The 19,986-nt window shown below is 61.9% G+C and carries 17 protein-coding genes and 1 pseudogene; 7 read left to right on the top strand and 11 right to left on the bottom strand.

Features of this window, described 5'->3' with window-relative positions:
• Positions 1–59: 59 nt before the first annotated feature.
• The 4 genes from GR197_RS21450 to GR197_RS21465 all read left to right on the top strand — a co-directional run bounded on the left by GR197_RS21450 (position 60) and on the right by GR197_RS21465 (position 3,914).
• Positions 60–950: an ABC transporter substrate-binding protein gene (locus GR197_RS21450; protein ID WP_164013142.1), complete on the top strand. Its 891-nt coding sequence runs from the start codon at positions 60–62 to the stop codon at positions 948–950.
• Entirely contained in the window at positions 947–1,876 is a 930-nt protein-coding gene (locus GR197_RS21455) for an amino acid ABC transporter permease (protein ID WP_164013144.1), read from the top strand. The genes GR197_RS21450 and GR197_RS21455 overlap by 4 nt, the downstream gene beginning before the upstream one ends.
• On the top strand, positions 1,873–2,652 hold the full coding sequence (locus tag GR197_RS21460) for an amino acid ABC transporter ATP-binding protein (protein ID WP_164013146.1): 780 nt from the start codon (positions 1,873–1,875) through the stop codon (positions 2,650–2,652). The genes GR197_RS21455 and GR197_RS21460 overlap by 4 nt, the downstream gene beginning before the upstream one ends.
• A 71-nt stretch (positions 2,653–2,723) precedes the next feature.
• Positions 2,724–3,914, top strand: coding sequence for a M20 aminoacylase family protein (locus GR197_RS21465; RefSeq protein ID WP_164013148.1), 1,191 nt, complete (start codon positions 2,724–2,726; stop codon positions 3,912–3,914).
• 61 nt (positions 3,915–3,975) lie between these two features.
• Here the strand turns inward: GR197_RS21465 and ligD are convergent, their stop codons facing one another.
• The 8 genes from ligD to GR197_RS21505 form a co-directional block, all read right to left on the bottom strand.
• The gene (gene ligD / locus GR197_RS21470; RefSeq protein WP_164013150.1) at positions 3,976–5,031 is read right to left on the bottom strand and encodes a non-homologous end-joining DNA ligase; all 1,056 of its coding nucleotides are present in this window, start codon (positions 5,029–5,031) and stop codon (positions 3,976–3,978) included.
• Positions 5,028–5,858 (bottom strand): Ku protein, encoded by an 831-nt coding sequence (locus GR197_RS21475; RefSeq protein ID WP_164013152.1) that lies wholly within the window; start codon positions 5,856–5,858, stop codon positions 5,028–5,030. Before GR197_RS21475 ends, ligD begins: the two co-directional genes overlap by 4 nt.
• Positions 5,859–5,872: 14 nt before the next feature.
• Positions 5,873–6,769 carry a Ku protein gene (locus GR197_RS21480; RefSeq protein WP_164013154.1) on the bottom strand — a complete coding sequence of 299 codons (897 nt, stop codon included), beginning with the start codon at positions 6,767–6,769 and terminating at the stop codon, positions 5,873–5,875.
• A gap of 311 nt (positions 6,770–7,080) precedes the next feature.
• The gene (locus GR197_RS21485) at positions 7,081–7,995 is read right to left on the bottom strand and encodes an SMP-30/gluconolactonase/LRE family protein (RefSeq protein ID WP_164013156.1); all 915 of its coding nucleotides are present in this window, start codon (positions 7,993–7,995) and stop codon (positions 7,081–7,083) included.
• 14 nt (positions 7,996–8,009) lie between these two features.
• A complete protein-coding gene (locus tag GR197_RS21490; RefSeq protein WP_164013159.1) occupies positions 8,010–8,960 on the bottom strand; it encodes an ABC transporter permease in 951 nt (316 codons plus the stop codon).
• Positions 8,957–9,904: an ABC transporter permease gene (locus tag GR197_RS21495; protein ID WP_164013161.1), complete on the bottom strand. Its 948-nt coding sequence runs from the start codon at positions 9,902–9,904 to the stop codon at positions 8,957–8,959. Before GR197_RS21495 ends, GR197_RS21490 begins: the two co-directional genes overlap by 4 nt.
• Positions 9,901–11,355: a sugar ABC transporter ATP-binding protein gene (locus GR197_RS21500; RefSeq protein WP_164013163.1), complete on the bottom strand. Its 1,455-nt coding sequence runs from the start codon at positions 11,353–11,355 to the stop codon at positions 9,901–9,903. The genes GR197_RS21495 and GR197_RS21500 overlap by 4 nt, the downstream gene beginning before the upstream one ends.
• A 72-nt stretch (positions 11,356–11,427) precedes the next feature.
• A complete protein-coding gene (locus GR197_RS21505) occupies positions 11,428–12,444 on the bottom strand; it encodes an ABC transporter substrate-binding protein (protein ID WP_164013165.1) in 1,017 nt (338 codons plus the stop codon).
• A gap of 277 nt (positions 12,445–12,721) precedes the next feature.
• Here GR197_RS21505 and GR197_RS21510 point away from each other — a divergent pair, with 277 nt between their 5' ends.
• The gene (locus GR197_RS21510) at positions 12,722–13,960 is read left to right on the top strand and encodes a GAF domain-containing sensor histidine kinase (protein ID WP_164013167.1); all 1,239 of its coding nucleotides are present in this window, start codon (positions 12,722–12,724) and stop codon (positions 13,958–13,960) included.
• An 11-nt stretch (positions 13,961–13,971) separates the two neighbouring features.
• On the top strand, positions 13,972–14,694 hold the full coding sequence (locus GR197_RS21515) for a response regulator transcription factor (protein ID WP_164013169.1): 723 nt from the start codon (positions 13,972–13,974) through the stop codon (positions 14,692–14,694).
• A gap of 40 nt (positions 14,695–14,734) precedes the next feature.
• Here GR197_RS21515 and GR197_RS21520 read toward each other — a convergent pair whose 3' ends face one another.
• The 3 genes from GR197_RS21520 to GR197_RS21530 form a co-directional block, all read right to left on the bottom strand.
• Entirely contained in the window at positions 14,735–17,059 is a 2,325-nt protein-coding gene (locus tag GR197_RS21520) for a bifunctional diguanylate cyclase/phosphodiesterase (protein WP_164013171.1), read from the bottom strand.
• Positions 17,060–17,259: 200 nt separating this feature from the next.
• Positions 17,260–18,081, bottom strand: a complete 822-nt coding sequence (locus GR197_RS21525) for a DUF1206 domain-containing protein (RefSeq protein ID WP_164013173.1) — start codon at positions 18,079–18,081, stop codon at positions 17,260–17,262.
• Between the two features lie 273 nt (positions 18,082–18,354).
• Positions 18,355–18,762, bottom strand: coding sequence for a carboxymuconolactone decarboxylase family protein (locus GR197_RS21530; RefSeq protein ID WP_164013175.1), 408 nt, complete (start codon positions 18,760–18,762; stop codon positions 18,355–18,357).
• Between the two features lie 289 nt (positions 18,763–19,051).
• Between GR197_RS21530 and GR197_RS21535 the strand changes: the two are divergent.
• A pseudogene (locus GR197_RS21535) lies at positions 19,052–19,976 on the top strand (TauD/TfdA dioxygenase family protein).
• The last annotated feature ends 10 nt before the right edge of the window (positions 19,977–19,986 follow it).

The following is a 19,986-nucleotide window of genomic DNA, read 5'->3' on the forward strand; positions in this document are numbered from 1 at the left end:
GCTCCTCGCAGGCGTCATCGTTGAGCCACCATTTTCGCAAAACCAAAAAGGGGAATGACATGCATTCGAAACTGATCGCTTCCGCCGCCCTGTTGGGCCTGATGATGACGACGTCGGTGTTCGCCCAGGAGGCAGCCGTGCCGAAACAGACCGTCAACGACGCGCTTCGCGCCCGCTTGCCGGAGAAAATCCGCACAGACGGCAAGATGATCTCCGTCAACAATGGTTCATTTCCCCCTTATGAGATCGTCACCGGCACGGAACTGACCGGCGCCAGCGCCGATCTTACCGATGCGATCGGCCAGATGCTCGGCGTCAAGATCGAGCACGAAACCGTTAGCGGATTGACCGCATTGCTCGCCGGCGTCAACTCCGGCCGATACCAGTTCGCCTTTGGTCCGATCGGTGACTTCAAGACCCGCGAAGAGGCCAATGATTTCGTCGACTGGGTTCAGGAATACGTGGTCTTTTCCGTCCAGAAGGGCAATCCGAAGGACATCGGTTCACTCGACAGCGCCTGCGGCAATCGCATTGCCGTCATGGCCGGCGGCTCCGCCGAAAAGGTGATCCAGGCTCAGGTCGAAAAGTGCAAGACGGACGGCAAGCCAGCACTTGAAGTGCAGTCCTACACCGACCAGCCCAGCTCGATCCTGGCGGTCCGCTCCAAACGCGCCGATGCCTTCTTCTCCTCGCAGGCGCCGCTGACCTATTTCGTGTCTCAGGCAAACGGCCAGTTGGAACTGAGCGGTGTCGGCCAGAAGAATGGGTTCGACGATCTCTATCAGGGCGCCGTCGTGTCGAAAGGCTCGCCGCTCGGCCCCGTTCTGCTCGACGCGATCAAGGCGTTGATGGATAACGGCGCCTATGCCGCCATCATGAAAAAGTGGGGTCTCGAGAACAACATGATCAAGCAGCCCGGCCTCAATCTTGGTGGAGCCTTGCCGAAATGAGCAATGACCGCACGACTGCCACACCGCCTTCGGGCGGTGCGGACTTTCGGGATGTCGCCAACGCCCACAAGCCCTTTCGAACCGGCCGGCTCGTCCTGTGGGTTGTCGTGCTCCTCGTTGCCGCGAACTTCCTGTGGATCGTCGCCCATAACGAGAATTTCGGCTGGCCTGTTGTCGCGGCCTATTTCTTCGATCCGACAGTCATCAAAGGCCTTTACGTCAGCCTGGGCCTAACTGTGGTCGCGATGGCCATCGGCATCGTTCTCGGCCTCGGCCTGGCGATCGCTCGGCTGTCGAATGACCGGCTCGCAAGGTCGCTGGCATCGTTGTTCATCTGGTTCTTTCGCGGCACGCCGCTCTTGGTTCAACTGATCCTCTGGTACAATCTCTCGACCCTTTTTCCTGAACTTTCGATCGCCATTCCGTTCGGCCCGACGCTGGCGAGCTGGGAGACCAATTCGGTGATCACGCCAATGACGGCGGCGATCGGCGGCTTGGCTTTGAACGAAGCGGCCTACATGGCCGAGATCATTCGCGGCGGCCTTCTCTCCGTCGATCGCGGCCAGTTCGAGACGGCGGAAGCGTTCGGCATGACCAAGGGCAGGGCGCTGTGGCGGATCATCATTCCGCAGGCGATGCGCTCGATCGTGCCGCCGACGGGCAACCAGCTGATCAGCATGATCAAAGCGACTTCGCTCGTCAGCGTCATCGCGATGGCCGATCTGCTCTATTCCGTCCAGTCGATCTACAACCGTACGTTCGAGATCGTGCCGATGCTGCTTGTCGCGGTCCTCTGGTACCTCTTCATCACCTCGATCCTCAATCTCGGCCAGAGTTATATCGAGGCCTATTACGGCCGCAGCGAACGGCGCAGCAATACCGCAGCCGCCAAATCCGAGACCCTTGTCGAGGAGGCAAGCCATTGACCGCCGCCGAAACCACAAAGCCTCTCGTCAGGGCCCGCAACGTCCACAAGTCCTTCGACCAGCTCGACGTGCTGAAGGGGATCGACCTCGACGTCATGCCGGGTGAAGTCGTCGTGGTGCTCGGCCCGTCCGGATCGGGAAAATCGACCTTCCTGCGCTGCATCAATCATCTCGAAGCGATCAATAAGGGGTTCATCGAGGTCGATGGCGAACAGATCGGCTATCGCCTCCGCAAGGACCGGCTGGAAAAGCTGTCCAGCAACGGGATCGCCCGCCAGCAGCGCAAGATTGGCATGGTGTTCCAGCAGTTCAATCTCTATCCGCATATGACGGTGCTACAGAACATCGTCGAGGCCCCGGTCGGCGTGCACGGAGAAAGCCGTAAGGCCGCGACGGAGAACGCCATGCGGCTGCTGGAGCGGGTCGGCCTGTCGGAAAAGGCAACCAGCTATCCCCGCCAGCTCTCCGGCGGTCAGCAGCAGCGCGTCGCCATCGCCCGCGCCCTGGCGATCAAGCCGAAGCTGATGCTGTTCGACGAGCCCACCTCTGCGCTCGACCCGGAACTGGTCGGCGAAGTGCTGGCCACCATGCGCGATCTCGCCAGGCAGGGTCTGACGATGATCGTCGTCACCCACGAAATCGGTTTCGCCCGTGAGGCGGCCGATCGGGTCGTGTTCATGGACGGCGGCAATGTCGTCGAGATGGGCAAGCCTGAGGATGTCATCGGAAATCCGCAACATCCTCGCACCCAGGCCTTTCTCGCCCGGTTTCTCTGACCGGCACCCCTCAGCTGCTTCGGCCCGCCGGGCCGGAGCAACGGTTCTTTCGATCACGACTGGATGTGTTCATGCCCACGCTCGACAATGCCTATGCCCGCGTTTCCGATTTCGAAGCCATGGAGGCGGAGCTGAAGGCGACCCGCCAGTACCTGCATGCTCGTCCGGAACTCTCCTTCGAAGAAGCGGAAACGGCGCGTTATGTCGCCGAAAAGCTGGAAGGCTGGGGTTATGACGTAAGCCGCAATGTCGGGGGCCATGGCGTTGTCGCGCGGCTCAGCGCCGGCAAGGGTGGCAAGAGTATCGCCATCCGCGCCGATATGGATGCCCTGCCGATCGTCGAGGAAACCGGGCTTTCCTATGCCAGCGGCACCCTCGGCAAGATGCATGCCTGCGGCCATGACGGCCACACGACCGTCCTGCTCGGCGCAGCCGAATATCTTGCCCGCACCCGCCGCTTCAGCGGCACGGTGACGCTGATCTTCCAACCGGCGGAAGAGGCGGGCAAGAATAGCGGCGCCCAGGCGATGATCGCCGACGGCCTGTTCGAGCGGTTTCCGTTCGACGCAATCTTTGGTCTGCACAACCACCCCGGCGCTCCCGAAGGCACCCTTCTGCTGCGATCCGGCCCGATGATGGCAGCGTCGGATACCGTCAATATCACCATCAAGGGCAAAGGCGGCCATGCTTCGCGCCCGCACCTGACCATCGATCCCGTGGTCGTGGCATGCAACCTCGTCGTCTCGCTGCAGACAATCATCTCGCGCAACCTCGATCCGACCCAGACGGCGGTCGTTACCGTCGGCACGATCCATGCCGGCGATGCGGTCAACGTCATTCCGGAATATGCCAAGCTCGCATTGAGCGTGCGCTCCTTCGAGCCGCGCATCCGCGATCTTCTGCAGGAGCGCATCACCAAGCTGGCCCGCTCAGTCGCCGAAGGTCACGATGCTTCCATCGAGATCGACTACGATCGCGGCAATCCTGTCGTCGTCAATTCGCCTGTCGAGACGGATTTTGCCCGGATGGTCGCGGTTGAACTGATCGGCGAAGACAAGGTCGCGACTTGCCCGCTCATTCCCGGCAGCGAGGATTTTTCACACTTTCTCGAACGCAAGCCGGGCAGCTTCCTGCGTCTCGGCAATGGCATGAATTCCGCCATGCTGCATAGCGCTAAATACGACTTCGCCGATGCCAGCCTGACGGTTGGCGCGGCAATGTGGGCAAGGCTCGCGGAGCGCTACCTTCAGGACGACGTCTGAGGCCGCCGCCGCCCGGCTTGCCGCTTTGGATTTGGAGCTTCCCAAGGGGCGATCATGATCCTCAACTGCCGAAGCCGGTCATATCGAACACGGCCGCATTGTCCTGGACCTCACGCAGCCCCTTATACGAGGCGTGACGCAGACTGCCATCATCGGTCCAACCGCGAAATTCGATCTCGGCGATCAGGGTCGGCTGCACGAAGACGTAGCGCTTGCCCTTCAGGGGAACGACCGGTCGGCTGGTCTTCAATCGGTCGAGCGTCTTTTTCAGGTGCTCGGCATCGCTGGTGCTGAAACCGGTGCCGACCGACCCCACGGAAATCCAGTCGAAACCCTTCTTGCCGGCGAGCAGCAGACTGCCGATACCGCCGCGGGCGGAGGCCGATTGTTCGTAACCGACGATCATGAAGCTCTCGCTCTCAACGCACTTGATCTTCAGCCAGTCGCCCGTGCGGCCACTGCGGTAGGGCCGGTCGCGATGCTTGGCGATAATGCCTTCCAGCCGATGATTGCAGGCATGCTCGAGCAAGTCTTCGGCCGGCAGGCCTATCTCTTCGGAAAAGCGGATCGTCCGATTGCCGCTTTCCGGTATCAGGTCCTCAAGAAGGTGCCGGCGCACCGCGAGCTCAGTGCCGGTGAGGTCATGCCCGTCAAGATACAAAAGGTCGAAGGCGTAGAGAATGGACTCGGTCGAAGCCCGCTTGCCGCCTCGACCGCCGAGCGAACGTTGCAACGCGCCAAAATCCGATCGGCCGTGCTCGTCCATAACCACCGCTTCCCCGTCCAGTATGGCGGTGGCCACACCCAGTTCTTTGGCTGCCGCTGCGATGGCGGGAAAGCGGTCGGTCCAGTCATGGCCGCCGCGCGTGATGACACGAACGCCCTTCGGCTCGATGTGGATCGCCAGCCGGTAGCCATCCCATTTCGCCTCGTAGAGCCAATCCGAGCCCAGCGGCACGGTGGGTTTGAGCAGTGCAAGGCAGGGCTCGATCCTCGCCGGCATTGGATCGAACGGAAGGCTCGGCTGGTCGGGATCGCGCTTGCGGATCGGACGAGACTGCAGCCTTGTGTTGGACTCGTTGAGGAATGGCAATGAGGGGCGGCGCGAACGCGTCATGAGGGATGTTTGCCCTTCCCGGACCGGTTTTCCGCTTCGACCGACTTGCGAAGCGCATCCATGATGTTGATGACGTTGCTCGGCGCCGGCTCTTGCTTTTCGCTCGCCTTGGGCTTCGCTTTGCCCGGCTTTTTCATCTGCTTCCGCTTCGCGTCGATGATATCGAGAAGCTTGTCCTGAACCGGATCGGAGACCATCTTCGGGCTCCAGTGCTGCGTCTGCTTTTTGATCAACTGCTGGACCAGCGGCATCATCTCGCTGTCGGCTGCTTCGTCGTCGACCGTCTCGAAATAGGTCTCGGCGTCGCGAACCTCGTCACCGTAACGCAGCGTCCAGAGCACGATACCCTTGCCGCGTGGCTCGAGCATGACGGCGCGTTCCCGCCTCGAGATCACCAGCCTGGAAATACCGACCATATTCTCGGCCGCCATCGCGTCGCGGATGACGGTGAACGCCTCCTCACCGACCGGGTCGTCCGGAGAGAGGTAATAGGGCGTATCGAGCCAGATCCACTCGACACCGTCGCGCGGTGCGAAGACCTCGATGTCGATGGTCTTGGTACTATCCAGCGCGACGTTTTCCAGTTCCTCGTCTTCGAGGATCACATACTCGTTCTCACCGCGCTGATAGCCCTTGACCTCGTCCTCCTCCTTGACCTCCTTCCCGGTGACGGAATCGACATAGTGGCTCACGACGCGATTCTGGGTTTCCCGGTTCAACGTATGGAAGCGAACCTTTTCGTTTTCCGAGGTGGCCGGCGTCATCTGAACGGGGCAGGTTACCAGCGACAGCTTCAGATAGCCTTTCCAGTGGGGGCGGGGCGCCATCACGTCCTCCTCGATCAGCTAGCACGGCGCTGGTGGGCGCCAGTGCCGCGGCTCTTGGATCCGGACGCCCGAGTGGCTTTTTGCCTGCTCTTGCCGGCATTGGCGTTGGCCGCGGTGCGTTTGGTCTTGGCAGGCGCGGACATTCCCGCACTTTCACGCAGCGCCTGCAGAAGATCGCTCGGCTTGGACGCCGCGACCACCTTCTTCTTCGGCAGCGTGCGGCCCTCTATCTTGGCCTTCACCAGCTCCGCCACCGCCTTTTCATACCGGTCTTCGAACTGCTTGGGATCGAACTGGCCTTTTTTCGTGTTGATGATGTGTTTGGCAAGCTCCAGCATCTCGCCCTCGATCTTCAGATCCGGCATCTCCTCGAAAGCCTTTTCCGACGAGCGGACCTCGTAGTCGTAGTTCAAGGTGGAGCCGATGAGGCCGCTGCCATGCGGCCGAATGAGAACGGTGCGCAGGCGCCTGAACAGAACCGTGCGCGCAATTGCGGCGACCTTGGCTTTCGTCATGCCGTCGCGCAACAGCTTGTAGGCATCGCTGCCCATCTTGTCAGGCGCGAGATAATAGGGCTTGTCGAAATAGACGTCGTCGACCTCGTCAATGGGAATGAATGCTTCGACCTTCAGCGTCTTGTCGCTGTTTGGAATCGCGGCCGCAACTTCGTCGGGTTCGAGGACGACATATCGCCCATCCTCGATTTCAAAACCTTTGACCTGGTCGTCGCGCTCAACGGCATCGCCGGTTTCGCTATCGACGAACTCGCGCCGGACACGATTGCCGGTCTTTCGGTTCAGGGTATTGAAGGCGATCCGTTCGGAAGAGGATGCGGCCGTGTAGAGCGCAACAGGAAACGCGACTTCTCCGAACTTGATATAGCCCTTCCAATTCGCTCGCGGCGCAACCATCGACCCGCCTCCCTCACGCAACCAACGCGAGTCAACGGCTCACCCCGCGATTTGTTCCGAGTCAAAACGAATCTAAATTCAAGCACTTAACGCGCCCAAGCTTCCGTTTTGCGAGTCGCGAGATGCTTTTGATTCCATGCGTCTTTTTGCCGTGGCGTGCGTTCTAAGGAGATGGCAACCACAGGGATGAACGACATCACCAAGCGACCAAAGCGAAGCCCGGTGAGGGCGACCGCGGCGACCGGACCGTCCAGCACTGACGAGGCAACGAGCCCTCCCTGTCGGGGGCGTCCGCCAGCAAGATCACGCTGTCACGGCAGCTGCGCACCGCTGACGGCGACATAGACCGAATAAACCGAACGCGTCGCCGCAATAAACAGCCGGTTGCGCATGGGCCCGCCGAAGGTGAGGTTGGCGACGGTTTGCGGCACGCAGATCTTGCCGATCAGTTTGCCGGCCGGATCGAAACAATGCACGCCATCACCGGCACTCGACCAGAGGTTTCCGTTCACATCGGTGCGGATGCCGTCGGGAATGCCGTTGTCGATCAGGCAGAAGACGCGGCCGTTTTGAAGCCTGAGGCCGTCGACCACGTCGAAAGCCCTTATATGGCGCGGCAGGCTTTCATCATGGCTTGCCGCCGAATCCGCGACGTAAAGAATCGTCTCGTCGGGGGAAAAGGCCAGGCCGTTCGGCTGGATGAAGTCGGTAGCGACAGTCGCAAGCCCCCCGGTCGCCGGATCGAGCCGGTAGACGTTGCGGGTCGGCTGCTCGGGCACGGCGCGATAGCCTTCATAGTCCGACATGATGCCGTAGGTGGGATCGGTGAACCAGATAGTGCCGTCGGATTTTACCACCACGTCGTTCGGCGAATTCAACCTGGCGCCCTCGAAACGATCGGCGAGCACGGTGATCGAGCCATCGACCTCGGTGCGCGTGACGCGGCGGGCGCCATGTTCGCAGGAGATCAGCCGCCCCTGCCGGTCGCGTGTATGGCCGTTGGCGAAGTTGGAGGGTTGCCGGTAGACGGAGACGCCACTCTCCGGCGTCCATCGCAGCATGCGCTGATTGGGAATGTCGCTCCACAGCAGCTGGTTCGCATCGTTGAACCAGACGGGACCCTCCGCCCAGCGGCAACCGGAATAAAGTTCGTCGAGAGCGGCGCTCGTCACGATCAACTGCCGGAAGCGCGGGTCGTGGATTTCGTAGATGCTGGCCTCGGCCATGGCGGTCTTTCCGTTTATCGCATGCCGGCCCGGCGACCGCCGGCGAGCATGATGACGCTGATGATGATGAGGCCGGTCATGATGAGGCGGATGCCGGCGCCGACCCCGTAGGTGTTGAGCATCGAGACGACCAGGAACATGAAGAGCGATGCGCCCCAGATGCCCGGCACGTTAGAATCGCCGCCGGCGACCGCCGTGCCGCCAATCACGACGACGGCGATCGACATCAGCAGATATTCCGAGCCCATGTTGAGCGCCGCGCCGCCGGAGAAACAGGCAAGCAGGTAGCCTGCGACCGCGGCGAGCACAGCGCAGAACAGATAGGTGACGAAGCGTGTTCCATCGACCGGTATGCCGGCCATACGCGCCGCCGGCATGCTCTGGCCGATCGCCGAGATCCAGCGCCCGTAGATCGTCTTGTCGAGCAGGAACCAGGCAAGCAGCGAGACGAGGAACGCGACGATCGCCACATTCGGCACGCCGAGCGTGTTCGAGGTGGTGAACTCCGCAAGCATGCTCGGAGGCTTGATGCGTAATCCCCGGTTCGTCCAGATCGCGGCGGACTGGACGATGAAGCTCATCGACAGCGTCGCGATGATCGGCGGAATACGCAGCGCCTTGATCAGCGCATAATTGCCGAGGCCGACGACAAGGCCGATGACGACGGCAATGAGAAGGCCGGGCAGGATCATGCCGTTTTCGACATTCATCAGCTTCAGCGCCACCGTGCCGGCAAGCGTCATGGTGGCGGGAACCGAGAGATCGATGTTGCCGGGACCGAGCGTGATGACGAACATCTGGCCAAGGCCGACGATGACCGAGAAGGCCGCGAAGGTGAGGGCTGCCTGCGACAGGCCGAGCGTGCTGGCCCCAAGCGTCACCATGATCGTCAGGAACCAGACGATGAAGGCGGCGAGCCACGACCAGATCCAGGGTTTGCCGAAGAGGCTGAGGAGCGGGGTCATCGGCGTTTCTCCCGCTTCTCCAAGCGATTCAACATCAGGCGAAGCGCGAGCACGATGATCAGGATCGCGCCCTGTGCCCCGATCTGCCAGTCCGGCGAGATGCGCAGGAAGGACAGGAACGAGCCGGCGAGCGTCAGTGTCAGCGCGCCGATGACGGCGCCGACAGGGGAGACGCGGCCGCCGATGAACTCGCCGCCGCCAAGGATGACGCCGGCGATCGACAGCAGCGTGTAGCGCAGCGCGATATTGGCATCGGCCGAGGTCGTCAGGCCGACGAGGGCGATGCCGGCAAGCACGGCGAACAGTCCGGCAAGACCGTAGGCGCCGGCGCGCGCCGCGACAATCGACCAGCCGGCGCGCTCGACCGAGCGCTGGTTGCCGCCGATGCCGCGGATCAGCACGCCGAGCGAGGAGCGCATGACGAGAAGATGAGCGACAGCGGCGATGACGATGCTGGCAACGATCGCCATCGGCACCAGTGGCGGCTTGACGGTCATCAGCCAGCGCACCCAGTCCGGCGCCTGACCGCCGGGTGCCGGCAGCAACAGCACCGCAAGGCCGCCCCAGACGAAGCTCATGCCGAGGGTGACGACAATGGACGGCAGGTTGCGCAGATGGATGACGACACCGAGGGCCGCATAGATGGCAATCGCGCCAGCAAGGATCAGGATGCCGATCAGGGGAGCATCCCGCAGAAAGGTTGCGGTGACGCAGGCGACGAAGCTGACGAAGGTGCCCATCGACAGATCGAGATCGTTGACCGCCATCACCAGCATCTGGGCGATCGTCGCCAGCGCGATCGGCACAGCCAGATTGAACAGCAGGTTGAGCCCGACATAGCTCATGGCGCGCGGCTGCAGCCAGAAGACGGCGGCAAGCAGCAGCGTCAGCGACAGAGCAGGGATGGCAAGACGCATGGCGTCGAACGACAGCCGGAACGTCATGCGGCGAGCCCTTGGAAGGAGGCGGCGATGATATTCTTCTCGTTGACCGCGTCGCCGGCAAGTTCGGCGGTGATGCGGCCTTCGCGGAAGACGTAGACGCGGTCGCAGAGGCTGACTTCGTCCATTTCGGTCGAGTACCAGATGAAGGTGCGGCCGCGCGCCGCTTCGTCGCGGATGATGGCGTAGACCTCCTGCTTGGTCCCGACGTCGACGCCGCGCATCGGATCGTCCATGAGAACGATCGGCGCGCGCGTTGAAAGCGCGCGGGCAAAGAGCACCTTCTGCTGGTTGCCGCCGGAAAGCGACAGGATGCGATTGGCGGCCATATCGGGCGTGCGGATTTCGATCCGCCGCTTCCAGTCGGCGCCTTTCATCTCTTCCTCGTTTGCGACGATGAGGCCTCGCCGCGACAGGTCACCGAGCGAGGCTATGGAGAAGTTGCGCAGGATGCTCCAGAGCTCGAAGACCCCGTTCAGGCGGCGGTCGCCGGCGACGAAGGTGACGAGCGGATTGCGCGCAGGCAGCCAGTTGCCGGACTGGGCGGCATGCAGGGCAAGCAGCAGTTCGGTCTGCCCGTGGCCGGCCAGTCCCGCCAGTCCGATAATTTCTCCCTTGCGGGCGGCGAAGGGCAGGCCTTTCGTCTGATGGGACAGAATGAGCGGAGCGGTGGAGTGTTCGCGCCCCGGGCGCTGCCTGGTTTCCTCCTTGGCGACGGTGCCCATCGCTTCCACGAGGCCGTGATGGTCGAATCCATCAGCCGGACGCTCGGCGACGACGCGGCCGTCCTTCATCACGACGATGCGGTCGGAGGTTTCGAGGATCTCGTGCAGGATATGCGAAATGAAGATGACCGATCCGCCGGCGGCGATGAAGCGGCGGACATGATAGAGCATCTGGCGGGCGAGGCTTGCATCGAGCGACGAAGTGGGCTCGTCGAGGATCACCAGCCGCGGCGCGATGCCGGCATCGGAAAAGGCCATTGAAATCTCGACCATCTGCCGCTCGGCGATCGAAAGATCGCCGACAGCCCGGCTGCTGTCGATACCATGGCCGGGAAAGACGGCATCGAGGCTCTTCTCGATGATTTCAGCGGCGCGCCTGCGCCAGCCGAGGCCACCGAGATGACGGTGCATGATGCGGGCGTTCTCGACGATGGAAAGGTTGGGGCAGAGCGAAAGTTCCTGGAAGACGCAGCGCACGCCGCGGGCTCGCGCAGCGTTTATGCCATAGCGCTCCAGCCGCTCGCCGTCGCTTGCCACACTTCCTTCGTGCGGCGTGAGCCCGCCGTTGATCACGCTGACGATCGTCGATTTGCCAGCGCCATTATGGCCGACGAGCCCGACGCATTCGCCCGGCATGACGCGGAGCGTGACGCCGTCGAGCGCCTTGACCGCGCCAAAGCTTACCTTGGCGCCATCGACGGCGATCACCGCCTTCAAAACCTCATCCATGCTGCCCGCCACATCTGCTTCACAAAGAATGCCGCGCGGCCGTTTGCGGCCGCGCGGCATTCGCCGGGAGATTTACTTCGCCGACTCGATGACCTTGATTGCATCGGCCTGCGTGTATTCCACGTTGGCGACGCCGCCGGCTTGGGTATTGGCGAGATTCGTTTCGAGATTGTCCTGGTCGATGCGCAGGAAGGGCACGACGAGGTCCTTCTTGACCTGCTTGCCGTCGAGGATCTGCTGAGCGACCCAGAAGGCGAGCGTGGACACACCTGGCGCGATGGACACGGACATGGTCTCGTAGCCCTTGCCGTCCTTCTGCTCCTTCCACCATTTCAATTCGTCTTCGCGGTTGCCCATGATGATGGTCGGCATCTTCCGGTCGGTCGCGGCAATCGCCTGTGCGGCGCCATAACCGTCGCCACCCTGCGTCACCACGCCGGCGATATCAGGCAGGCTCGGCAGGATGCCGGCAACCGCCTTCTGCGCCACGTCCTGCGCCCAGTCTCCATGAACGGAGCCGACGACCTTGAACTGCGGGAACTGCTTGACGCCGTCGTGGATGCCTGCCGAGATCTCGTCATCGACGAAGACACCGGCCAGACCGCGGATCTCGAGCAGGTTGCCGCCCTCAGGAAGTTTCTTCGACAGGTACTCTACTTCGCTGCGGCCCATTTCCTTGAAGTTGACGGCGATGCGCCAGGCACAGGGTTCGGTGACGATGCCGTCGAAGGACACCACGGTGATGCCGGCGTCGCAGGCTTCCTTGACCGCGCCGTTCAGCGCCGTCGGCGAGGCGGCGTTCAGCACGATGGCGTCATAACCCTGCAGGATCATGTTCTGGATCTGCGCCGCCTGCTCTGTCGCCTGGTTCTCGGCGGTGGTGAAGGGATCGGCAGCGGCAACGACGCCGGCCTTCACGGCCTCGCCCGTCACTTTGCCCCAACTCGTCAGCATGGCCTGGCGCCAAGAGTTGCCGGCATAATTGTTGGAAAGGGCGATTTTCTTGGCCGCTGTGTCGGCAAAGGCGGAAACGGGCATAGCGGCGCAAGCAATTGCGGCCGATGCCAGAAGCATCTTGCGGATTGTCATGTCTTCCTCCCTGATGATCGCGCTGGTCAGCGGATCGCTTCACTCCTGCCGACCCAATCGGGCTCGAGTGAAAATTGTTCTTGCACTGAGCTTCCTCCTCTCAGTAAGGGCAGGATGCGGGAGATCGATCGGCCTGTACAGGGGCAAGGCAGCAAGTCGTTTGCGGGTTTTGCGCAATTAGCTGCGGGTTTACGCAAGACGGCGGCGCTTCCGCGGGCGCTTACTGCAAAGGGATCGCGGCGGGTTGAGGAGCCTGCCGTCTCGGGGAGGAACCATCATGCTGCATCTCGCACCCGCAGCCATGTTCGACCACTATCTCGGTATTTCCCGGCTGCTCGCGGGCCAGCTCGACTTCCGCTCGGCTATCCGTTCGGTTGCGGCCGAGGTCGCTCATATCATCCCGCACGACCATCTCGATGTCTGCGTGCTCCTTGAGGGCGGCAATTACCACACGGCCTATGAAACGGGCATCGAAACCGCCTGGGGCGATCTTGCCGGCGCGCCCGTGATCAACAGCCCGATCCGGTCGCTGCTCTGGGGCGAGGTGGACTTTCTGCTGGCGGACGACGCCATGACGGACCCGCGTTTCCACTTCGAGGGCGCCTTCAAGCGGCCGATCGTCGAGGAGTCGCTGCGGAGCCGCCTGCACGTGCCGATGAAGGTTCAGGGCACGATCATCGCCGCGCTCTCCTGTTCGTCGCGAACGGCTGGTGTCTATACGATGGAGGATATCGAACGCGCCCGCATCATCGCCGACCTGCTGACACCCTATTTCTTCGCACTGCAGGCTGCCGAACAGGCGCAACGCTCGGCCATCGTCGAGGCGGAGGCCCGCGCCCGCGAAGAGGGGCTGCGGCAGGGCGCGCTGAAGCTGACCGAGGCACTGGAGCAGGAACGCCAGCGGATCGGCATGGACCTGCACGACCAGACGCTTGCCGACCTGACGCGGCTTGCCCGCCGGATCGACCGGCTGTCGCGCAACGGCGAGGTGACGCCCGAGGCGCTGGAGCCGGTCTCGCGTTCGCTGCAGCATTGCATGCAGGATCTGCGGCAGATCATCGAACAGGCCAAACCCTCGGTGCTCCAGCTCTTCGGTCTCGCACAGGCGATCGAGCATCATCTCGACCGATCGACCCGCGACACGGGATCGGCCATCGAGTGGGGCCTCGTCGACGAGACGCACGGCGCACTGGAACGACTGGAACCCACCGTCAGCGTCGCGCTGTTCCGGATCGCCCAGGAGGCGATCAACAATGCGGTGCGCCATGCCGCCCCACTGGCCGTCACCGTGCGGCTCGAGGCCGACGAGGAGCGGCTGTCGATCGAAATCTCCGACGACGGGACCGGGCTCGCCAAGGCGCGGGGACGGATCGGCGGCGGCATCGACAATATGAAGACCCGTGCGCGGCTGATTTCGGCGCGCTTCACGACCGGGCCCGGCAACAACAATCGCGGGACTGTGGTGCGCGTCGCGCTGCCGCTTACGCCGCACGACCCGGCGAGCGGGCTAAACTGAGGATTGACACGATGAAGGTTCTGATCGTCGAAGACGACCCGCTGCACCGCTCCTATCTGCATGAGGCTGTCAACGCCGCCCTGCCGGAATGCGATACGGTGATCGAGGCTGAGAACGGCACCGTCGGCGAGAAGCTCGCCCGCGACCATAAGTCGGCGCATATCGTCATGGACCTGCAGATGGTCAGCCGCAACGGCATCGAGGCGGCGCGCACCATCTGGAAGGAGCGGCCGGAGACCCGCATCCTGTTCTGGTCGAATTATTCGGACGAGGCCTATGTGCGCGGCGTTTCGCGCATCGTGCCGGATGGCGCCGCCTATGGCTATGTGCTGAAATCCGCCTCTGACGAGCGGCTGAAGCTGGCACTGCGCTCGATCTTCATCGAGAGCCAATGCGTCATCGACCGCGAGGTGCGCGGCCTGCAGCAGAAGAGCCTCGGCCAGACCAACGGTTTTACCGATTCCGAATACGAGATCCTCGTCGATATCGCGCTCGGTCTGACCGACCGGGCCATCGCCAAACGGCGCGGCCTGTCGCTGCGCAGCGTGCAGAACCGCCTGCAGCAGCTCTACGACAAGCTCGACGTCTACCAGAGCGCCGGCGACGACCACGAGGACGGCCGCTTCAATCTCCGCGCCCGCGCCATCACGGTGGCTTTCCTGCGCAAGCTGCTGAACTACAGCGCTCTGGAGCGCGCCGAGGCAGAGCTGCAGGAGTGGCTGGACGGAAAGTAGCCCGGAGCTGCTGGAGAGCCCATAATTCTGCCCTGGCGGATCAGGCGATGGCTTTCAACGGCGCGCGGCTGCTCGGCGCTGCCTCGGGCTTGCCGAACAGGAAGCCCTGCATCTGCGCCGGATGGCTTGCATGCAGGATCGCAAGCTGTTCCTGCGTCTCGACCCCTTCGGCAATGACCGGCAGGTTGAGCGTCGACGCCATCTCGATGACATTCTCAAACAGCGCCCTGATGGTGGGATCGACGCCGATGCCGGCAAGGAAGCGTCTATCGATTTTCAGCTTGTCGAACGGAAAATCGCGGAGGTTGCTGAGCGAGGAATAACCGGTCCCGAAGTCGTCCAGGACGATCCGGATCCCCATCGACCGCAGCTGACTGAGCGTGGAAAGGACGGCAGCCCGATCGTGAAACAGCGCCGACTCGGTGATCTCCAGCTCCAGGCGGTCAGGCTGCAGCCCGGTTTTCGCAAGGATTTGCGAGAACTGCTCCACCAGGTTCGGCATCAGGAACTGAACCGGCGAGATGTTGACCGCGATCGTCAGCGGGGTTTCCCACGAGGCTGCTTCGCTGCACGCTTCTTCCAGAACCCAGATCCCGATGGGGATGATGCAGCCGGTTTCGTCGGCGGCAGCGATGAAGTCTGCCGGTGCAAGGATGCCTCTGCTTGCATGGCGCCATCGCAACAGCGCCTCGTAACCGCACGGCTCCTGCGAGGATGTGTCGACGATCCTCTGGTAGACGAGGAACAGCTCTCCTTTGCCGAGTGCGTGCCGCAGATCATGCTCGAGCTGCCGCTTGGCATGCAACTCGATGTCCATCGCCGGCTCGAATGTGCAGGCTCTGCCGCGGCCGCCGCTCTTGGCCCGGTAAAGGGCCATGTCGGCGTTGTTTCTGAGTCGTCGATCGGTAATCCCGTGCTCCGGGTACAAGGCAATGCCGATGCTGGCGCCGAATCCCGAAGAGGTTGCGAGATCTGCGAACTCGTCGGCGAAAGCCTTCAGCAGAGCGGCCGACAACGCTTCCGTCTGTTGGCGGGACGCGTTTTCCAGGATGATGCAGAATTCGTCTCCACCCATGCGAGCGATCGTAACATGGGGCGGCAAAGTGCGGACCAGGATCCGCGCGACCCGCTGAAGCACCGCATCCCCCTCGGCGTGGCCGAATGTGTCATTGACGAGTTTGAAACGGTCGAGATCGAGGGCAAGCAGCGCCAGCCCGCTGGGTGTTTCGGCAGCGCCGGCAATCGCCATCTCGAAACGCCGGTCGAACTCGCGACGGTTCGCCAGGCCGGTCAATGGGTCATGGCGCGCCATATGCTCGATCCTGCGGCTCGCCTCATGGCGCTCGGTCAGATCGCGCACGGCGATCACCTGGCACTCCCGCCCACGATACTCGATCGTCCGAGCAAGGACCTCGACCGGAATCGTGTCCTGGCCCTCGCAGAACACGGCGCCTTGGCAGGTCTCGATGCCAAGGCGTCTTTCGATCGCAAGCACCGCCTCGACCGGTTGCCCTTTCAGAAGTGCGGCTGCCTTACCGGCCATCGCCGCGAATTTCTCGTTGAGATCGATGACGACATTCTCCTGGGCAATGACCAGCCCCTCGAACGAGGCATTCGCCAGCCCGCGCAGATCGGTCAAATGACGGTCAAGGAACAGGGCTGCGGCGGCTCCGAGCAGGATCAACGTCGAGATGATCGAGACAGCAATGGCGATGGCGATCCGGTCGACGGAGGAGAGATCGGCATGGACGGGCTCGGCGGAAGGGGTGATCTGGACACCGCTCATCGACACGGTATGCAGGCTGCAGATCGCCAGGACGATGCACGCCGCGCTGGCAAAAATATAGAAACGCCTGCTTGCGCTATGCCGCACGACCGCAACCGCAACAATGCCGAAGCCGATTGCCAACGCACAGGCGACGATCGATTTATCTGCGGCGAGCGAGACCATGCTGAAAGGCGTGATGGCAAGCAGCCCGACGAAATGCATTGCCGCAATGGCAACGCCGAACAGGACCCCGCCGGACGCCTGGACAAGCTGGCCGCCATTCATAAAAGCGATTTCAACCGCTACCGCAAACAGAACGATGGCGGCGATAATCGACAGAACAATCAGAGGACCGTCGTAGCCGATGGGCACCGGACCGGCATAAGCCAGCATCGCGATAAAATGGGTTGCCCAGGTGCTGGCGCCGAGAACGACGGCAGCGGCGATGAGCCAGTAGTGGTGATGGTGGCGCACACATTCCTGCGCACGCGTCAGCATGAAGACGGCCGTCAGGCTGCCGAAGCAGCAGATCGACAGAGCAACGAAAAGCAACGTCCAGTCATGCTGGTCGGCGATACATGAAAGCACAGTGAACATGGCATCTCCCGAAGGTGCGGGGAGGGTGCCAAAGCGGCCCTAACGAAATCATATAGCCTTCATTAAAATGCAACTAATCCATGCAGAAACCACAAGGAAAAGACAAGAAGCAAGTGCCGCTCCGAAAACCGCGAATGAAGTGGCCGCAACCGCGGCTCCGCGGCTTCGGCCGAAGAAAACCGACCTCTGGCAAGGTGATATCAGGAGCCCGCCAGCGGCAGAGAACGCTTGGCGTCTGCCAATGATGGGCCGGAGATGACGCGGTACCGCGCCGCGACAAGGTTGTATATTCCGAAGGCTGACAATCCGGCGGCAACAATGATGTAGAGAAAGGATCCGAACGGAAGCTGGTGGACCCATTCCAAGGCGTCGCCCATGCTGCCGGCTTGCTGCGGATCCACCCGGAAGCCGGCATAGGCGAAAAGCAGGCCGGTGATCGCAAATACCACACCGCGGGCGACGAGACCGTAGACGCATATCAATGTCACGATGCCCTTGTTGTCCGGTATCTTGACGTAGCGCTCGAACTTTCGGGTAATGCCCTTCACGACCGTCACGATGCCGCCGATGACAAAGCCAGCGCCAACGGCAATCGCCAAGTAGGAACCGAACGGCTGCGACATGATCCATCCCGCCAGCCCCTTCTCACCGGAACCTTCGCTTCCTCCGCTCAAGTAGACGGCACGACTGAGTGCATATCCGGCAAGCCCGAGATAGGTGATGGCGCTGCCAAGGAGTGCCGCTCGGATCACCAACGCCTTTCCGTCCCGGCCGTGGCCATCGCTATCCGCCAAGGACTGGGCCAGCCTCCAAGCGACAAATCCGAGAAGTCCAAGACCAATCAATCCGACCCAGACACGGCCAAACGGCTGGCCAAGCAGCGTCGAGAGCGCCGACTTCGTTTCCGGCCGCCCGCCGGCGACGCCGGAGAAGAGCGCAAGCCCCGCTATCAGCAGGAAAACGACACCACGCGCCGTGTAGCCGCCCTTAGCGAGCACATCAAATCGAAGACTTTTGCTCATCAACATTTCCCAATCCGACACCAGTGCGCGAGAGTAACGCGCCAGCCTTCCGAAAGTTTGCTGAAAGGACTCGCGACCGGGCGACGCCGTCGTTGGCGGTTAGGAATGATTATTTGCCACAAGTTCCATAAGACAGATTACGCCACATTTACACTTTAAAATTGAACTATTATTGCTTTAAAAATTGCAGCACCACTCCCGCGTTTATGGAGGTGAGACTGCAGATGGGATTAATTACGGCGGCGCATGTGATGCGCGCCACATCCTTGTTCCCTATCGCACCTCGAATTCCGGATCGGGCGGAACCTGCATCGCAAGAGCGAGATGATTTGTCTGGGCGGCAAGCCCGATGATCGTCAGGAGTTCGCCATGTTGAGCATCGGTCATGCCCCGCGCACGGGCGGCAGCGGTATGGGATTGAACGCAGTACTGGCAAGCATTGGCGGTTGACACCGCTATGTAGATCATCTCGCGCGTCAACGGATCGATCGCGCCTTCGACCGTCATGACCGATTTGAGCGTTTCCCATACGCGTTTGGGATTTGCGGGATCGTTTGCAAGAGCACGCCAGAAATTGTTGATGAAGTCGGTCTTGCGGGTCGCCCTGATATCATCGAACACCGCTTGCACGGCCGGAATGGCCGCGGCCTCTTGGTCCGACAGGAGTTTGACAGTTGCCATCGAAAGTTCCTTTCCGGGCGCCTCAAGCATGATTTTTGCGCGGCGATCCCACGCAGCGGCGGAAGATACGAAGAAATGACCGCGGCCGCCAGACTTCCCGCCGGCGAGGAAATCGAAGACGGCTGTTTCAGGAAAACAGGTAAAAATAGAAATTATTGTCTACATATTTTATAGATTACAAGGTTTCATAGCCCCGTCGACTTCAGCGATGAGATTTCGAACGCCCAATGGATGCATCCTTGGGTGCGTGTGAACTGCCGACTTCTTCCAAGATCAACAGGAGATTTCCATGAGCAATCCGGTTCTCGTCAATCAGATCATTCCCAAGCCCAATGTTATCCCGCTGACCGGCCGTGTCGGAGCCGAAATCAGGGATATCCGCCTTGGCGGAGACCTTTCGGATGCAACGGTGGCAGCCATCAACCAGCTTCTTCTGAAGCACAAGGTCATCTTCTTCCGCGGGACATCTTGAGGATTCCGAACAGGAAGCCTTCGCGCGCCGCCTCGGCGATCTCGTGCCACATCCTACCCAGGGACCGGTCGCGGGCACGGCTTCCATCCTCAATCTCGATTCCAGCCGCGGCGGCGGCCGGGCGGACCAGTGGCACACCGACGTTACCTTCGTCGACGCCTACCCCAAATTTTCCGTCCTGCGCGGCGTCGTCATTCCGGCAGCCGGCGGTGACACGATCTGGTCCAACACCCATGCGGCATACGAAAGTCTGCCGGCGCCGCTCAAATTGCTGGCGGATAATTTATGGGCCATTCACAGCAATGCCTATGACTATGCCGCCGTGCGCCCTCGCGCCACGGATGCAGAGAAGAAGCATTTCGAGGAGGTTTTCACCTCGACCATCTACGAAACCGAGCATCCGGTCGTGCGTGTCCATCCGGAAACCGGCGAAAGATCGCTGCTGCTCGGCAACTTCGTTCAGCGACTTGTCGGCCTGTCGAAGAGCGACTCCGCGAAACTCTACGAGGTGTTCCAATCCTACGTCACCGCCCCGGAAAATACCGTGCGCTGGCGCTGGAGAGCAGGAGATGTGGCGATCTGGGACAACCGCGCCACCCAGCACTATGCCGTCAACGATTATGGCGACCAGCACCGGGTGGTCCGCCGCGCCACCGTTGACGGCGATGTTCCCGTCAGCATCGACGGCCGCCGCAGCGTAACCCACGTCAAGGCCGCCAAGCCGCAGGCAAAGGCGGCGTGATCACCGACGC

Origin of the sequence: Rhizobium phaseoli (assembly GCF_010668805.1) — a bacterium.
Classification (GTDB): domain Bacteria; phylum Pseudomonadota; class Alphaproteobacteria; order Rhizobiales; family Rhizobiaceae; genus Rhizobium; species Rhizobium phaseoli_A.

Excerpts from the sequence above, each read along its gene's own strand:
- GR197_RS21450 (WP_164013142.1), top strand. The coding sequence starts at position 60 with ATGCATTCGAAACTGATCGCTTCCGCCGCCCTGTTGGGCCTGATGATG.
- GR197_RS21455 (WP_164013144.1), top strand. The coding sequence starts at position 947 with ATGAGCAATGACCGCACGACTGCCACACCGCCTTCGGGCGGTGCGGAC.
- GR197_RS21465 (WP_164013148.1), top strand. The coding sequence starts at position 2,724 with ATGCCCACGCTCGACAATGCCTATGCCCGCGTTTCCGATTTCGAAGCC.
- ligD (WP_164013150.1), bottom strand. The coding sequence starts at position 5,031 with ATGACGCGTTCGCGCCGCCCCTCATTGCCATTCCTCAACGAGTCCAAC.
- GR197_RS21475 (WP_164013152.1), bottom strand. The coding sequence starts at position 5,858 with ATGGCGCCCCGCCCCCACTGGAAAGGCTATCTGAAGCTGTCGCTGGTA.
- GR197_RS21480 (WP_164013154.1), bottom strand. The coding sequence starts at position 6,769 with ATGGTTGCGCCGCGAGCGAATTGGAAGGGCTATATCAAGTTCGGAGAA.
- GR197_RS21485 (WP_164013156.1), bottom strand. The coding sequence starts at position 7,995 with ATGGCCGAGGCCAGCATCTACGAAATCCACGACCCGCGCTTCCGGCAG.
- GR197_RS21490 (WP_164013159.1), bottom strand. The coding sequence starts at position 8,960 with ATGACCCCGCTCCTCAGCCTCTTCGGCAAACCCTGGATCTGGTCGTGG.
- GR197_RS21495 (WP_164013161.1), bottom strand. The coding sequence starts at position 9,904 with ATGACGTTCCGGCTGTCGTTCGACGCCATGCGTCTTGCCATCCCTGCT.
- GR197_RS21500 (WP_164013163.1), bottom strand. The coding sequence starts at position 11,355 with ATGGATGAGGTTTTGAAGGCGGTGATCGCCGTCGATGGCGCCAAGGTA.
- GR197_RS21505 (WP_164013165.1), bottom strand. The coding sequence starts at position 12,444 with ATGACAATCCGCAAGATGCTTCTGGCATCGGCCGCAATTGCTTGCGCC.
- GR197_RS21510 (WP_164013167.1), top strand. The coding sequence starts at position 12,722 with ATGCTGCATCTCGCACCCGCAGCCATGTTCGACCACTATCTCGGTATT.
- GR197_RS21515 (WP_164013169.1), top strand. The coding sequence starts at position 13,972 with ATGAAGGTTCTGATCGTCGAAGACGACCCGCTGCACCGCTCCTATCTG.
- GR197_RS21520 (WP_164013171.1), bottom strand. The coding sequence starts at position 17,059 with ATGTTCACTGTGCTTTCATGTATCGCCGACCAGCATGACTGGACGTTG.
- GR197_RS21525 (WP_164013173.1), bottom strand. The coding sequence starts at position 18,081 with ATGAGCAAAAGTCTTCGATTTGATGTGCTCGCTAAGGGCGGCTACACG.
- GR197_RS21530 (WP_164013175.1), bottom strand. The coding sequence starts at position 18,762 with ATGGCAACTGTCAAACTCCTGTCGGACCAAGAGGCCGCGGCCATTCCG.